Below are 14720 nucleotides of genomic sequence, written 5' to 3'. Positions count from 1 at the left end.
GATATTCCCGTCTCAACAACATTAAAACACCCATATTTTTGTGCGTGCTTAATGTTGATATTAATAAAATGTGAGTTGATACCGTAAGTTATCAACAATGACCTACAAAGCATAAACAAAAAATTTATCTAACTAAATAATAGATAAACAGCCAGCACAATACTGCCATGCATAAACGCTGGTCGGATATGTACCAGCGACATTAAAGAAGATCATTTTCTCACTATCCAACACTTGAGAATGGTAAAAATGAAAAAGTTAATGATTGCGATTATTGCTGCAACAGCTTTATCCGGTTGCGCTCAGCAAACCTTTAAAATCAACAACGGTATTGCAGAAAAACCCACACAGGAAACCAGACAGAATTTTTTTATTAATGGTATTGGCCAGTCACAAACCATCGATGCAGCTTCTGTTTGCGGCGGTGCAGACAAGGTTGTTCGCACTGAAGTTCAGGAGTCGGGTATGGATGTTTTCTTGCGCATCATCACGATTGGCATCTATACCCCTCGTGAAGCCAGAGTGTATTGTTCTAAGTGATATTTTAAGCAGGTATTTTCAGGAATACCTGCTTAACTTAATTGATGGTTAATAATATTGAACATTACTGAGAGATGGTAGTAGCGACTCAATACACGCCGTAATAAAACATAAGAAAAATTAAACAATCAGTACAGAAAAACGCCCTCCTGCATCATTAAGTACATTGCCAAAACAATAGCTCCGGCGATACCGCCTAAAAACAGAACAGCGGCAATTGCTAGTTGGTCGCGGCTTGTGTACTTACCGTTACTGCGCACATCCACCATTTTCTTATGTACTACCTTCACTCCACGATTTGAATCGCGTGCCCTGGTAAATGCTATATCTGTCATGCTGTTATCCGTTTGCTGTATGTAAAAATGCAAATAACCACCACATGACTAAGGATATGTTTTTTGAATAGCGCGATCTGAGATTTATCTCACGATAAAGAAAAACACAGGATTTCTACGGCTGATCCCCCCCATTCTCATCTTTATCAACAAGATTTCTCCCGTTTTATTCGACAAAAACCTTCACTTTGGGTTTTGAAAGCAGAATAAGGATAAACTCAGTAAAAGTGACCGGTTTATAGAAGTAGTATCCTTGCAGAAAAACAATGTTGTTTTTGTTAAGATAATCAAGCTGCGCTTTCGTTTCTACTCCTTCTGCAACAATGCTTAAAGACAGCTTACGCGCCAGATCGAGTACACAATCTAAAATTCGGGTTGAGTCAGGAAGGTCATTTACCCGTCCCACAAAACTCTGATCGATCTTGATATAATCAATGTGCAGATCATGCAAGTAAGAAAGTCCAGAATAACCTGTACCAAAATCATCTAACGCAATGACAAAACCATTTTCATGTAGCGTATTAAGCCTCTGCACAAGATCATCATCCACATGCAATGGTTCTCGTTCAGTCACTTCGATCACCAAATTTAGATCATCACGACTGAAACTACCTCTGTAGCGCAGGCACTCCTCCACAAACGCAGGGGAAGTAATATGGGATGCGCTGAAGTTAATTCCGACATGGAAACCGGATGGTAATTTGCTGGCGATGGCGTTCATATTCGCAGAGACCTGCTTCATCAAGTTTTGAGTAAGCGGTACTATCAGACCTGATTTTTCGGCAACCGGAATAAAAGAGGCAGGAGAGATATATCCAGCCCGTGGGTGCTTCCATCTGGCCAGCACCTCAACACCGCGTAACGTTCCATCGCGACCATTTACGATTGGTTGATAAAAAGGCACTATCTCCCCTTTATCTATCGCTCGGCGCAACGTTTCTTCAGGGGTATCATTCTTATTCAAATATTTATCGATAGCATACGCTACAGCTGCCGAGATCAGCAGGATGAAAATCAGTATTCCCAGACCATTAGTGACAAGCCTTTTTAAGCTAAATAATGGAGGCTGATCGAAAATAATGCTGAAGGGATACTTTGCAGAATCCACCTGACCAGACTGCGGTGCGTTCGCCTTGATGACTTTCACTTCCGCCGATGAACCAAGTACTTTGTCGCCCACCCGCAACGAATAGGACAGCCCTTTTATTGGGACATTCAATGCGCCCCGGATATGCACTCCACTTATTGTGATAATGATACTACTTGTTTGAAAATGAGTTTGGTAAAGCAGAACAGGTATCTCATTCACCGTATTTTGCGCAGGGGCCAGCAGCAAGTTTGTATCAGGTATGACGGGTATTTGCTTCAGCAGGATCCGATTACCAGGCAGTGAGGTGCACCAAACCTTCCCTTGCCGAATAATAATCAACGTTCGTAGATGAGGCCGAAGCGCGGCTTCAGTTCCGAGCTGATATTGGCTCTCCAGATCGCATTTCTTTTCAGCGATGCGCTTAGCTGTGCCCGTTGCCTGGAAAGCTTCATTAAGTATGTTGTCCATATTTTTCGCAGCATATCGAGCGCCCCCCAAAGCTTCCTGCGATGAGGAATACCAAAGTTGCATATTGAGAATAAAAACGCCGATTACGAACAGACATATCGCAGCAAATATCGGTAACAGTGCTTTGCGCATTCTTATATCCTGTGGCGAAAAATGAACACGTAAAACGAACGTTGACTGGGTCAAGTTTGTCTCTACAGAGCATGGTAGACAGCAACATAAATCGCCATGGAACCAATCACATTTTTTAAATCACTTCATAACGTATTGATTAATAGTAAATAATCATTGAACATTTTCAGTGCAATACCAGTATTGCACCACATTTAATTTGCTATCATATGTAGGCATAACGAGGAGGTGAGCCAATGAAAATTTTTATTACTGACGATGGCGGAAATCTGATCCCTGTCGATGGAAAAAGCGTCGTCATCGAACTTAATAATGGCAAAACGATTGAGATAGCCGAGGAATACGGCAGAGACGACATTCCGGAAGGGATCAATCTTTGGGGAGGACGGGAACCGTCTCCTTCACTTCCTTTTGAGGAAATCAAAGCCAGAACTGAAAGCCTCGGCGTTTACCCATTAGCAGCCAATGCTCTACACGTTTTCCCGTACAAAATCTCGTCGAAAAATTGAATCCTGACAAACTCGCAGTGAACACCAATCAACTATCCGATCGTGTTACCCGAAGCAGACATAACAAAATCCTAATCTCTTAATGAAAATAAGGATTTGTTAAGCTTAATACGATACGGTTGTGGTGGCGTATCATTCGAGGAAAAATAATGAACAGATTCTCAAGACTTCAGATTCGCTTGCACTGGTTAACTCTGGTGTTAATCGCGATAACCTATGCCGCAATGGAATTTCGCGGTTGGTTTCCCAAAGGCAGTGCCCCCTATCTGTTGATGAAAGAAACACACTATAATGCTGGGATATTTGTCTGGTGTTTAATGATAATACGTTTAATTCTCAAACATAAGTATGACGATCCAGCGATCGTACCTACGCCACCCCAGTGGCAGAGGATATCAGCCAAATTAATGCATATCATGCTCTATGTCTCTTTTCTGGCGCTACCGTTATTAGGTATCTTGACGATGGCTTACGGCGGAAAGAGTTGGTATTTTTTAGGGCTAAACATTCCCGCTTTCTTTCATAGCAACGGGGAAATAAAGACCGTCGTAAAAACTATTCATGAAACTTTGGCAAATATAGGGTATTTCCTGATTGCAGCCCATGCTGGCGCGGCATTATTTCACCACGCCATACAGAAGGACAATACCCTGTTGCGAATGATGCCTGAGCATAAACACCTGAAATGATAATCTTAGAAACATAGGCACTAAAACACCAAGAAAGCATTAGTTTATTTATGAGTCATCATAATGCTTATGTTTCTTTCTCTCTCCTCATTACATTATCATCACCAGGCGACGTCAATTCGTATTGACGTCGCCCCTTGTATATCAGATAAAAACACAGTATAAGTACTGTATGTTTATACAGATAAAGGAAAGTAACAATGTTCGTGGAACTCGTTTATGACAAAAGGAATTTTGATGGTCTGCCAAGCGCAAAAGAGATCATTCTGGGCGAATTGAGAAAGAGAGTACAGCGAATCTTTCCAGATGCTGATGTCCGGGTTAAACCGATGCTGACTCTACCAGCGATCAACACTGACGCCAGTAAGCACGAGAAAGAACAGATTAGTAGCACTGTTCAGGAAATGTTTGAAGAAGCCGATATGTGGCTGCTTTCAGATTAAACGCCTTAATTCACTGCCGGAGAAGTACAATCTGCGCGGTTGGTAACAATTATTTATCATTTTACATAGCACATTATGCTTCCTGCTTCATATTGATACTGTTAGAATACCACATTACTACAGATGTAAAAAATATATTTCCCATAATCAAATGGTTATTGGATTGAAAAACGGACTACATAAAAATGAATTCATCTATTACCATTGTTACAGCATTTTTCGATATCGGGAGGGGAAACTGGACGAGTGATAAAGGTTTCTCTCCTCATCTAGAGAGAACATCTGATACCTACATCAATTATTTTAAAAACTTGTCTGAGTTAGATAATGACATGGTTATATTTACATCCTGCGATCTCAAACCAAAAATAGAAAAAATTAGAAATGGTAAACGTACTGTTGTAATCCCCTTAGATATTAATAAAAAATTCCAACACATTAAAAACAGGATTTCTCAGATCCAGAGAAATGATGAGTTTAGAAATAAGCTTGAAACTCGCCAACTAATAAACCCTGAATACTGGTCCTCAGACTACGTACTAGTTTGCAACCTGAAGACATACTTTGTAAATAAGGCAATAGAGTTAAACCTTGTAAATAATAATATGGTTGCATGGGTTGATTTTGGTTACTGTCGTAATGCGAAAGTAATAGATGGATTATCTCGCTGGGATTATCGTTTTGACGTCAACAAAGTTAACTTATTCACAGTAAAAAAAGGTTTAACTGTCAAAACGCTTCATCAGGTTTTCGATCACATGATTAATAATCGCTCTTATATTATTGGCGGTGCAATTATTGCAACACAAAACAAATGGAAAGAATTTTATGAATTGGTTTGTCAGTGCCAAATAACAACGCTTAAAAACAATATTGTGGATGATGATCAGGGTATTTTTATAATGTGCTACCATTATAAACCTCAATTAATCAAACTAAATCATCTCGGTAAGAACCGATGGTTCAATTTGTTTAAACTGTATGGCAGGAATGATTTTGTTTCTTTTTCACGAAGGTTAAAAGTAACACTTATCGGGAAATAAGATTAAATTGTAGACATACACAATACCGATAAAGGTAAAGCTGACGTCTACTATGAGCGAAGAGCGGTAATTAAAGATTCGAACACGACATAAATTATCACTCTGCTCGGTTCTGTTTCTCAGTCATGATCAATTAACAGTCAGTCGCAATGCTAATTCTTGCGGGTAGGGATCAAAGTAATTCTGCGTCAGCAGATAATCGTCCGGGTATTCCGCCAGATAATGTTTCAGCAACGTCATCGGGGCTAGGATGGGCAGTAGTCCTGCGCGGTAATGAAGGATCACCTCGCGCAACTCGCCGCGCTGACGCATTGTTAACTGATTACGGAAGTACCCCTGAATGTGCATAAGCACGTTTGTGTGGTTTTTACGTGAAGCGGGTTTCTTCAGAATTGTCATTAAATTATCCCGGTAGACCGCAAAGAAAGCCTCCAGATCCTCCCATTCATGCAGTGATGCGACAAATGGGCCAATTTGCCTATATCCGGCCTGATGGTGAGCCAGCAATTGCAATTTATAACGGCTATGAAAATCCAGTAGAGCCCGCCGCGTCAGGCCATTTTTGCGCAGCATATTGAGCTCATGTAGGGCGAAAACCCTTTCGACGAAGTTTTCGCGCAGGACCGGATCGTGCAACCTCCCGTCTTCTTCTACCGGTAGCCACGGATATTTCTCCATCAGCGCGGCGGTAAACAGTCCCACCCCGTCTTTACGCCCACGATTGCCTTTATCGTCATATAAGCGCACACGTTCCATGCCACAACTGGGGGATTTTGCACAGACGATAAAACCGGACAGTGTGTCCAGCCCTGCCAGATACCGCTGGCAGAAGTCAGCCATTTCGTCGGTCACGTCTTCGCGAGGTGCGTGACTAAAACGCATGCGAATATCCCCGACAGTCGTTTGCACCAGGCGCAGCGCTGGCCGAGGGACAGGCAAACCTATCGCCATCTCCGGGCAAACAGGCTGGAAAGTCACCCACTGGGCTAGTTTCTCCATCGCAAATTCTGCCCGTTTATGCCCGCCGTCAAACCGGACGGCAGATCCCGTTAAACAGCCGCTGATCCCAACGATGGGTTGCATTTTCATGACCTCTTCCTCACTATCGCGTTTTACGGGAGAAGAAAAGCGTCACCGTACCGACGGTGAGGCCAAATTTCTTCATCTCCGTTTTATTAAACAGATGGTTAGCATCCTGCATGTACATCCAGTCGTCAAAATTCAGCAAACAGGTTCTGCCGCTGGCTTTCACATACATGCTGTAATGCCAGTTGAACGCGTTGCCCGCTGCTTGCCCCTTCGCCACGCCTTCAATGTCACCGGCAGTACCCTCGTAACGATCAGCGCTAACTTTACGGATATGCCACACCCGCTGCTGTTTCTCTCCATCGTCGTACACAAAGCGTTCGTTGAGGGTCAATGTGTCTCCCACCACATCGCCGTTAATATCGACATGGAAGCGACGAAGCTGTTTACCGCTGCGGTCCTGAATCATCCCCCATGCTTGCGTTTCTCCCTGAAAATACTGAAAGATATCCAGCGTCGGCTGCTGTTGCCGATAGTCGGCAATTTCAGCGCTACAACCAGCCACCTGCATCAGCAAGGGCAGGCTCAGGGCCAGTAAACGTTTCATTTTTCACCTCCAGTAAGCTGCTGACGCAGCTCAGGATATTGCGTGCGGGAACCCAGCCAGACAGAGAGAAAGTTTTCGCTGAACGCCGCCGACTGCGGTGGGCCAAGCGGGATAAAGTGCCTTTGAGCCGCTGAAGCGCGATACCAAAACTTCCCCTGCTTATCTTGCAATACAAAAGCCAGTTGCGTACCTGGCGCAACGTCTGGCCATATCTCACTCAACATGCGTAGCCAGGACTCACTCTGCGCTTCCCGCCCGAGAATACCCTGCGCTCGCCATTGATCGCGGGTGGCATTAACCAGTTCTTGCCGTTCAATATTACGCTGATAGGTGATAATCAGTGCTTGATCCTCTTTCAGCCCGCGATAGCGCCCATCCGGCGTGCGCAGTTGTGAGGTATAGATCGTGAATGGTCCCCAGGAGAGCGTCGCATCGCCGACTTTCCGCCAGCTTAACCAGTTAGCGGCACCGGCAAAAGGCGCCGTCGCCATGACGCCCAGCAGTATCAATAAGGCAGGTTTCATTAGTGTTTCCCCATGAAAATATGAAAAAACAGCATCAACACCAGCCAGCCCGCCGCCATTAAGCCAACAACAATAAATGTTGGTTCCAGAAAAGTAATGGCCCCCAAACGCTCTCCTATCACATAGGCGATCGGCCCACCACCGGTGGCCATTATGGCCAGCAGCCATCCCGGCAAGGTAGTCGAGCAGGTAAGGTGCGTCCACAGGACAGCGAACATGAGCCAAAGCGCAACCATCCATAACGGCAACAATGCTTCGCCGTGAAAATTAATCAACCCCGTCAACGCCCACAGCACATCCAGACCACTACCCACCGCTGCCAGCATTAACGCGTACAGACGTTGCGCAGACGGCAGCAAGAAGCAGGCCAGAATAGCCAGCCCAAGCCATAACGCCAGGCCGCGCTCACGAAATAACACCACCATGAGCCAGTACAGATCGAACCCGACAGCCAGGATAAAAACCTGTAAATGGCGGTTCATGGACGTTCCGCCGTCAGTTGCACCACGCTGATCGTGCGGGCGTTAAAACCGGCTTCGCAGTAGCCGAAGTAGTACAGCCACATACGGCGAAAACGCTCATCAAATCCCAGTTTTTCAATGTCATGCCAGGCGTGAACAAATCCTTGTCGCCAGTGCGCAAGCGTCCGGGCGTAGTCGGGCCCCATATCGAACAGATTACGAACCACAAAGTCAGTATGCTTTGTCATCAGGCCGCTCATCGCGGTGATACTGGGTAAAAAGCCCCCTGGAAAGATATAGCGCTGAATAAAATCAACGCCTTTGCTGTATTCGCGATAGCGCTGATCCTGAATGGTAATGGCCTGAATCGCCAGTTTTCCCCCACGACGCAGTCGCGCCTGGCAGGTACGGAAAAACGTCGGCAGATAACGCTGACCAACCGCTTCGATCATTTCAACCGACACCAGTTTGTCGAACTCCCCGGTCAGGTCGCGGTAGTCGCACAGCAGGACGTTGACTCTCTCCTGTAAACCTGCGCGGGCAATCCGCGCTTTCGCCCAGGCAAACTGTTCCTGAGACAGGGTCGTGGTGGTTACACGGCAACCGTAATGGCGTGCGGCGTATTCCGCCATCGCCCCCCAACCAGTACCAATCTCCAGCAGGTGGTCATTCGCGGTCAGTGCCAGTTGCTCGCAAAGCCGCGCCATTTTGGCCTGCTGAGCCTGCGCTAAAGACTGCTCGGGGCGGGTGAATAAGGCGCTGGAATAGAGTAAATCCTCATCAAGAAAGTGCGCGTAAAATGCATTGCCGAGATCGTAATGCGCGGCAATGTTTTCTCTTGCTTGTTGCCGATGGTTGCGACGCGTCCAGTGACGCAAACGCTCGGCGGGTCGGCCAAGCAGGCGAAAACCGCTTTCCAGGCGTCCCAGTAGGGTGCTGTTAAGCGCAAATATTTGCAGTAACGGCGTGAGCTGTTGCGTTTCCCACTCTCCGTCCATCCAGGCCTCAGCCGCCGCAAGACTTCCGCCTTTCAGCACCCGCCAGTACACCGTGGGCGAGAGAATATGTACGTCAGCGCGTAATTCAGCTGAAACATCACCAAAATGTAAGGTCTGCTCCCCTTCCCGCACCGTGACAGAACCCTGGCGAAGGCCGCTCAGCATGCGGAAAAGAAGCCAACGCGCCACACGCAGGTTGCGCGGAACATCAGGTTCAAGCGCAAAGACGGGATCGGTCATGATCGTTCACTCCTGCTGACGGGATGGTTGTAGAGAGGGACTCGCTTGAGCCACAGGCGTAGCGCCTGCCAGTAAATCGCGAACACCGTTTTCAGCGTCATCAACGGCAGTCGTAGCAGCAACGCGCGTAAACTCGCCTGCGTCAACGGCTCGCGTTTGAGCATCAGGCTGGCATCAAAAATCTTCTCTGCCTGGTGGTTTTCGATATGCATATGCAGCGTTTTACCCGGCGGGTTAAATCGCCAGTGATAGACCATATCCATCGGGTTAAATGGCGATACATGGAACGCTTTTTCCGACGGACGCTTTTCCTGTGCGTCTACAGCGTAGTAATGTCGCTCATTCCATGGTGTATTGCGGACTTCCGCCAGTACCCAGCGCAGACGCTGTGAACGGTCATAGCAGTAGTAAAAATTGACCGGGTTAAAATGAAAACCGAAATAGCGCAGCTGTGTCAGAAGCATTACACGCCCCCCGGGATGTTCGCCCGTCAGGCAGGCAAGCTTATTCAACACGCTCTCTCTTAACGGTGCCCCCAGCGGGTAATCCGCATCATGAAAAGCGGCCGCGGCGAAGCGATTACATTTCACGCCCACGCCCGGAAGCTGTGCGAGTTCATCTAAATCGAGCCACGCCATAAACACCTGATAACTAAACTGGTGTGTTGCTGGCTGGAGGCGGCGATGGCGCAAAACACCGTGGTACAGGCAGCTGTTCATCTTAGCCCCCCTCTCCTGCGGCAATGCCGTGTACTACATCGAGCGCGCTACGCACGCCATCCTCATGAAAGCCGTTGTACCAATAAGCCCCGCAGAACCAGGTCCGACGCAGGCCGTTGATCTCAGTGCGGCGCGCCTGCGCGCGCCAGCTGTCGGGATTAAACAATGGGTGCTCGTAGACAAAGCGTCGCCAGACGAATCGCTCGTCAATAGGGGTGTCCGGGTTGAGGGTCACGCAGAATAGCGGGCTTCCTTCGGGTAATCCCTGGAGAATATTCATGTTATAGGTGACGCAGGCGCTGGCGCGATCTTGCCCACTCAGGCGGTAATTCCAGCTTGCCCACGCGCGTTCGCGTACCGGTAACCAGCGGCGATCGCTATGCAATACAACCTCGTTACGCTGCCAGCTAATTGCGCCCAGCACGTCGAGTTCTGCGGGGGTGGCATCACCAAGCACGACCAGAGCCTGCGAAGAATGACAAGCGAAGATCACCTGATCAAACGTCTGTACTGATCCTGCCAACTGGATTTTGACACCGCTGTCGTGACGAATAACCTGCTGAACAGGCGCATTGAGGTGCAATGCCAGACGTTCACCCAGCTTCGCCAGCATAACGCGAATGTACTCGCGCGATCCGCCTGGCACCACGTACCACTGCGGACGATGCCAGATATCCAGCAGGCCGTGGTGTTCAAAGAAGTGTAAGAACAGCGGCAACGGAAAACGGCGCATCTCCTGTAGCGAAGATGACCAGATGGCTGCGCCCATCGGCAGAATATAATGACGCGCAAAGAACGCGCTGAAATGGTGCTGGTCGAGGAAGGTCTGTAGCGTGGCGTTTGCATCGACATCATTCAATGCCCGTTTAGCCAGACGATTAAAACGGACAATCTCTTTCAGCATTCCCCAAAATGCGGGTTTGAGCAGGTTCTGACGTTGGGCGAACAAGGAAGTCAGCGTATGACCGCTGTACTCCATACCGCTTTGCGTATTATGCACCGAAAAACTCATCTGCGTTTTTTGCCCCTGGATACCGAGTTCACTCAGCAAGCCCATAAAACGCGGATAAGTTCGGTCGTTGTAGACGATAAAGCCGCTATCAATCGCGAAATTCCCCTGTGGAGTCGCAATATCTACCGTCGCAGTATGGCCGCCCGGGGTCGACGCCGCTTCAAAAAGCGTCACCTGATGATGTCCGGCCAGACGCCAGGCGCAGGTTAATCCGGCAATACCACTGCCAATGATAGCAATTTTCATGAACGCACCATCCTGCGCAGCAACGCGCGCTGGAGACTCTCAGGCAGCCCGGCCAACAGACGCAGCAACACGCCAAAACCTGTCGGGAAGGCAATACTATTTTTTCCTTTCGCCAGGCCACGGCGAATAGCCTTCACCGCCTGCTCTACACTCACCTGCCCGGGCATAGGAAAATCGTTTTTACGGGTAAGCGGGGTATCAACAAATCCTGGCGAAACGACGGTCACGGCAATACCTTTTGGCTCCCAGTCCAGACGCAAACTATTGGCAAACCAGGTTAGCGCGGCTTTAGACGCACCATAGGCTTCCGCCCGTGGGAACGGCAGCCAGTGCGCCATCGAACTGACCAGCACCACGCGGTTACCGGAAGTTAACTGCGGCTGAAGCGCTGCCAGGCAGTTGATGGGGCCCTGATAATTCGCCGCCATCACCCGTTCAACCTTCCCTGCATCTATCCAGCCGTGGTCGAGATATTCGCAAGTTCCGGCACAGAGAATAACCAGTTCGGGTTTGCAGTCCGCCAACGCCTGGCGACAGGCGTCCCTGTCTGTCATATCGAACAGCCGTACTGTGATGTTGGCGTGGGATTGGCGCAGTTGTTCCAGCCTTTCGGGATTGCGGCCACAGGCAATCACGTGACAGCCGTCATCGGCCCATGATTTTGCAAGCCCGGCGCCAATCCCAGAACTTGCGCCAGTAATGAGGACAGTCATCATGCGCGCACCCTCCTTTTAACGTGGCGAACGGCCCAACCCAACAGCGGCAGATGCTCATAGAGCATCTCACCGGCATCGTAATAATCACGCTGGCGAAAAATCTTCTCGCCATGTGTCTCGACCATTGAACATCCCGGCAAAGATCGTATTTCTCCGCCAGCAATACGCGGATGCGACCAGTACATTGTCCACGTCACGGCAAACCGCCCGGTCTCACACAGTGGAGGGTCAATGGCAAAACGGCAGGCATTCACATTCGCCAGGAGATGCGAGAAATAGCGCTGAATGGCAAACAGCCCGTTATGTTCCCCGAAGGGATCGACAAGTACCGCGTGCACGTCGTACAACCCGACAAGCGCGGGGACGGGCTGGCGATCCAAACTGGCGTAGTAATCCACAAACCTGTCGATAACGGATGGCGGTGCGCGCATAGCTCTTACCCTTGTGTGAACCACATTACGTAGACGGTATAATTAAAACTTACACAAACACTTTAATTTGTCCAAGTTTATACTAAAAAATAATTATAAATTCATTTAATTCAACAAATTAAAATTTAGTATTTTTGAGAGAATTTATTCGTAAGACACTAAGGTAGTGGCCAATCAACACACAAGAAAGTTAATGACAGAGGATTAAAGCGGGATCACTTCGAGGGAGTTGACCTGCTGTTGCCAGAGGTCTATCTGTTTTTTGCGCGCTACGGTGAGTTTGCCGGACGTCACCAACAGCCATTTGCGATCGGGGAAAATTTCAGGCGCAAGCATCGCGGGCGGTACAGGAAGCACATCAATGCGATGTCCCTGTCCAGTGCGACCAAGCGCTTCAAGCCAGATCTCGCAGGGGTCGGTAAGATGCCAGCCTGTAATCAGGTAGTTATCGCCCGGCGCACGCTTATCCCCTTCCAGGCAAAACGAGGTGTAAGAAATAATAATACCATCGAGGATTTCACGCAGCGTCATGATAGCCGGCACGTTAGCTGAGACCTGGCTTCGCAGAGGGCGCAGCACCTCGCTCACCAGTTCAGGGCGGGGATATTCGCGGCCGGCATCATAAATAAGCTGGCGCAGAGATTCTATCTTCCCTTCGTTCAGGCGCTGCAGCATACTCTCTTGCAGAGCGAACCAGTTATTCGTTCGCCGGGCACCAGGGCGGGACAGCAACGGTTTAACCTGGCTTATCGGTACGCCTTTTTTCACCCAATCGAGAATTTTAAGCGCCTGTTGGATATCGTCATCGCTATACAACCGGTGCCCACCATCCGTACGCTGTGGTTTGAGAAGTCCATAACGACGTTGCCAGGCGCGCAGCGTTGTGGCGGTTATTCCACAAAGCCGCGCAAATTCACCGATGGAATAGGACATACAGAGCACCGAATAACCAAGAATACTTTCAATATACTACGAACCACGAGCAACAATCACTTTCAGAAAGAAGATATAAAACACAAGGGATTGATATCCAGAAATTATTGGAACATAAATCAAGAGAAATGACAGACAAATATCACGACGACAGGGGTAAGGATTGGACAGTTGTCGAAGTAAAAACAGGGTGAGCACGCCTGGTTTTTGGGGAAACGTTTTGGGGAAACAATGTTGCAGGCATAAAAAACGGGAACCTCTCGGCTCCCGTTCTCACACAACCCAGAATCTGGATTACATGTTTTCGATGATCGCGTCACCAAACTCTGAACATTTCAGCAGCTTAGCGCCGTCCATCAGACGTTCGAAGTCATAGGTTACGGTCTTGGCGTTAATCGCGCCTTCCATACCTTTAACGATTAGGTCAGCCGCTTCAACCCAACCCATGTGGCGCAGCATCATTTCAGCAGACAGAATGATGGAACCTGGGTTCACTTTATCCTGGCCTGCGTACTTCGGCGCAGTACCATGAGTCGCTTCGAACAGCGCACATTCGTCACCGATGTTCGCGCCCGGCGCGATACCAATACCACCCACCTGTGCTGCCAGCGCATCAGAGATGTAGTCGCCGTTCAGGTTCATACACGCAATCACATCATACTCAGCAGGGCGCAGCAGGATCTGTTGCAGGAACGCATCGGCGATAACGTCCTTAACCACGATTTCTTTGCCGGATTTCGGGTTCTTAATTTTCACCCACGGGCCGCCATCGATCAATTCACCACCGAATTCTTCACGCGCTAACTGGTAACCCCAGTCTTTGAACGCGCCTTCAGTGAACTTCATGATGTTACCTTTATGTACCAGGGTAACAGAATCGCGATCGTTCGCGATGGCGTATTCAATCGCCGCACGAACCAGACGCTTAGTCCCTTCTTCAGAACACGGCTTGATACCAATACCGCAATGTTCCGGGAAGCGAATTTTCTTCACGCCCATTTCTTCGCGCAGGAATTTAATCACTTTCTCAGCGTCTGCGGAGTCCGCTTTCCACTCAATACCCGCATAGATATCTTCGGAGTTTTCACGGAAGATAACCATGTCGGTCAGTTCAGGGTGTTTTACCGGGCTTGGCGTACCCTGGTAATAACGCACCGGGCGCAGGCAGACATACAGGTCAAGTTCCTGACGCAGAGCAACGTTCAGAGAGCGAATACCGCCGCCAACTGGCGTGGTCAGAGGGCCTTTGATGGCAACACGATATTCACGAATCAGATCAAGGGTTTCAGCAGGCAGCCAGACGTCCTGACCATAAACCTGAGTGGATTTCTCGCCGGTGTAGATTTCCATCCAGGAGATTTTACGCTCGCCTTTATAGGCTTTCTTGACAGCAGCATCGACAACTTTGATCATCGGTGGGGTTACATCAACGCCGATACCGTCGCCTTCAATGAACGGGATAATCGGATTTTCAGGAACGTTGAGTTTGCCGTTTTGCAGGGTGATCTTCTTACCTTCCGCCGGAACAACTACTTTGCTTTCCATTCACCTCTCCTTC

General features: G+C 48.5%; 18 protein-coding genes and 1 pseudogene. 6 read left to right on the top strand and 13 right to left on the bottom strand.

Annotated features, from left to right (window positions below; genetic code table 11):
• Positions 1–249 precede the first annotated feature (249 nt).
• Positions 250–540: a Bor family protein gene (locus FOB24_RS11575; RefSeq protein ID WP_038643122.1), complete on the top strand. Its 291-nt coding sequence runs from the start codon at positions 250–252 to the stop codon at positions 538–540.
• 128 nt (positions 541–668) lie between these two features.
• Here FOB24_RS11575 and FOB24_RS11570 read toward each other — a convergent pair whose 3' ends face one another.
• Positions 669–875 (bottom strand): hypothetical protein, encoded by a 207-nt coding sequence (locus FOB24_RS11570; protein ID WP_150344938.1) that lies wholly within the window; start codon positions 873–875, stop codon positions 669–671.
• A 166-nt stretch (positions 876–1041) separates the two neighbouring features.
• Positions 1042–2565, bottom strand: coding sequence for an EAL domain-containing protein (locus FOB24_RS11565; RefSeq protein ID WP_150344937.1), 1524 nt, complete (start codon positions 2563–2565; stop codon positions 1042–1044).
• 236 nt (positions 2566–2801) lie between these two features.
• Between FOB24_RS11565 and FOB24_RS11560 the strand changes: the two genes are divergently transcribed.
• From FOB24_RS11560 to yibB, 4 genes are all read left to right on the top strand, one after another.
• Positions 2802–3074, top strand: a complete 273-nt coding sequence (locus FOB24_RS11560) for a hypothetical protein (RefSeq protein ID WP_085049536.1) — start codon at positions 2802–2804, stop codon at positions 3072–3074.
• Positions 3075–3223: 149 nt separating this feature from the next.
• Positions 3224–3763 carry a cytochrome b561 gene (gene cybB / locus FOB24_RS11555; protein WP_150344936.1) on the top strand — a complete coding sequence of 180 codons (540 nt, stop codon included), beginning with the start codon at positions 3224–3226 and terminating at the stop codon, positions 3761–3763.
• 200 nt (positions 3764–3963) lie between these two features.
• A complete protein-coding gene (locus tag FOB24_RS11550) occupies positions 3964–4206 on the top strand; it encodes a DinI-like family protein (protein WP_150344935.1) in 243 nt (80 codons plus the stop codon).
• 185 nt (positions 4207–4391) lie between these two features.
• Positions 4392–5249, top strand: coding sequence for a protein YibB (gene yibB / locus FOB24_RS11545; protein WP_150344934.1), 858 nt, complete (start codon positions 4392–4394; stop codon positions 5247–5249).
• A 129-nt stretch (positions 5250–5378) separates the two neighbouring features.
• On the opposite strand, the gene FOB24_RS11540 is transcribed toward yibB, so the two are convergent.
• The 10 genes from FOB24_RS11540 to FOB24_RS11495 form a co-directional block, all read right to left on the bottom strand.
• Positions 5379–6338, bottom strand: coding sequence for a YbgA family protein (locus FOB24_RS11540; protein ID WP_085049540.1), 960 nt, complete (start codon positions 6336–6338; stop codon positions 5379–5381).
• Positions 6339–6351: 13 nt separating this feature from the next.
• Positions 6352–6882 carry a DUF3833 domain-containing protein gene (locus FOB24_RS11535; RefSeq protein ID WP_150344933.1) on the bottom strand — a complete coding sequence of 177 codons (531 nt, stop codon included), beginning with the start codon at positions 6880–6882 and terminating at the stop codon, positions 6352–6354.
• Positions 6879–7406, bottom strand: a complete 528-nt coding sequence (locus FOB24_RS11530) for a hypothetical protein (RefSeq protein ID WP_150344932.1) — start codon at positions 7404–7406, stop codon at positions 6879–6881. Before FOB24_RS11530 ends, FOB24_RS11535 begins: the two co-directional genes overlap by 4 nt.
• Entirely contained in the window at positions 7406–7888 is a 483-nt protein-coding gene (locus FOB24_RS11525) for a DUF2878 domain-containing protein (RefSeq protein WP_150344931.1), read from the bottom strand. The genes FOB24_RS11530 and FOB24_RS11525 overlap by 1 nt, the downstream gene beginning before the upstream one ends.
• Positions 7885–9105, bottom strand: a complete 1221-nt coding sequence (locus tag FOB24_RS11520; protein WP_150344930.1) for an SAM-dependent methyltransferase — start codon at positions 9103–9105, stop codon at positions 7885–7887. Before FOB24_RS11520 ends, FOB24_RS11525 begins: the two co-directional genes overlap by 4 nt.
• Positions 9102–9824 (bottom strand): DUF1365 domain-containing protein, encoded by a 723-nt coding sequence (locus tag FOB24_RS11515; protein ID WP_069324320.1) that lies wholly within the window; start codon positions 9822–9824, stop codon positions 9102–9104. The genes FOB24_RS11520 and FOB24_RS11515 overlap by 4 nt, the downstream gene beginning before the upstream one ends.
• Position 9825: 1 nt before the next feature.
• Positions 9826–11082 (bottom strand): NAD(P)/FAD-dependent oxidoreductase, encoded by a 1257-nt coding sequence (locus FOB24_RS11510; protein ID WP_150344929.1) that lies wholly within the window; start codon positions 11080–11082, stop codon positions 9826–9828.
• The gene (locus FOB24_RS11505; RefSeq protein WP_069324322.1) at positions 11079–11798 is read right to left on the bottom strand and encodes an SDR family NAD(P)-dependent oxidoreductase; all 720 of its coding nucleotides are present in this window, start codon (positions 11796–11798) and stop codon (positions 11079–11081) included. The genes FOB24_RS11510 and FOB24_RS11505 overlap by 4 nt, the downstream gene beginning before the upstream one ends.
• The gene (locus FOB24_RS11500) at positions 11795–12229 is read right to left on the bottom strand and encodes a nuclear transport factor 2 family protein (RefSeq protein WP_150344928.1); all 435 of its coding nucleotides are present in this window, start codon (positions 12227–12229) and stop codon (positions 11795–11797) included. Before FOB24_RS11500 ends, FOB24_RS11505 begins: the two co-directional genes overlap by 4 nt.
• Before the next feature lie 204 nt (positions 12230–12433).
• Positions 12434–13162, bottom strand: coding sequence for a MerR family transcriptional regulator (locus FOB24_RS11495; protein WP_150344927.1), 729 nt, complete (start codon positions 13160–13162; stop codon positions 12434–12436).
• 38 nt (positions 13163–13200) lie between these two features.
• Between FOB24_RS11495 and FOB24_RS24435 the strand changes: the two are divergent.
• Positions 13201–13356: pseudogene (locus tag FOB24_RS24435) on the top strand (integrase); the annotation flags it as partial.
• Between the two features lie 100 nt (positions 13357–13456).
• On the opposite strand, the gene icd reads toward FOB24_RS24435, so the two are convergent.
• Positions 13457–14707, bottom strand: a complete 1251-nt coding sequence (gene icd / locus FOB24_RS11485; protein WP_038639915.1) for an NADP-dependent isocitrate dehydrogenase — start codon at positions 14705–14707, stop codon at positions 13457–13459.
• Positions 14708–14720: the final 13 nt, after the last annotated feature.

This window comes from Citrobacter werkmanii (assembly GCF_008693645.1).
Classification (GTDB): Bacteria; Pseudomonadota; Gammaproteobacteria; order Enterobacterales; family Enterobacteriaceae; genus Citrobacter; species Citrobacter werkmanii.
The sequence above is the reverse complement of the archived record's forward strand: the minus strand, read 5'-3'. Positions and strand labels throughout refer to the sequence as shown.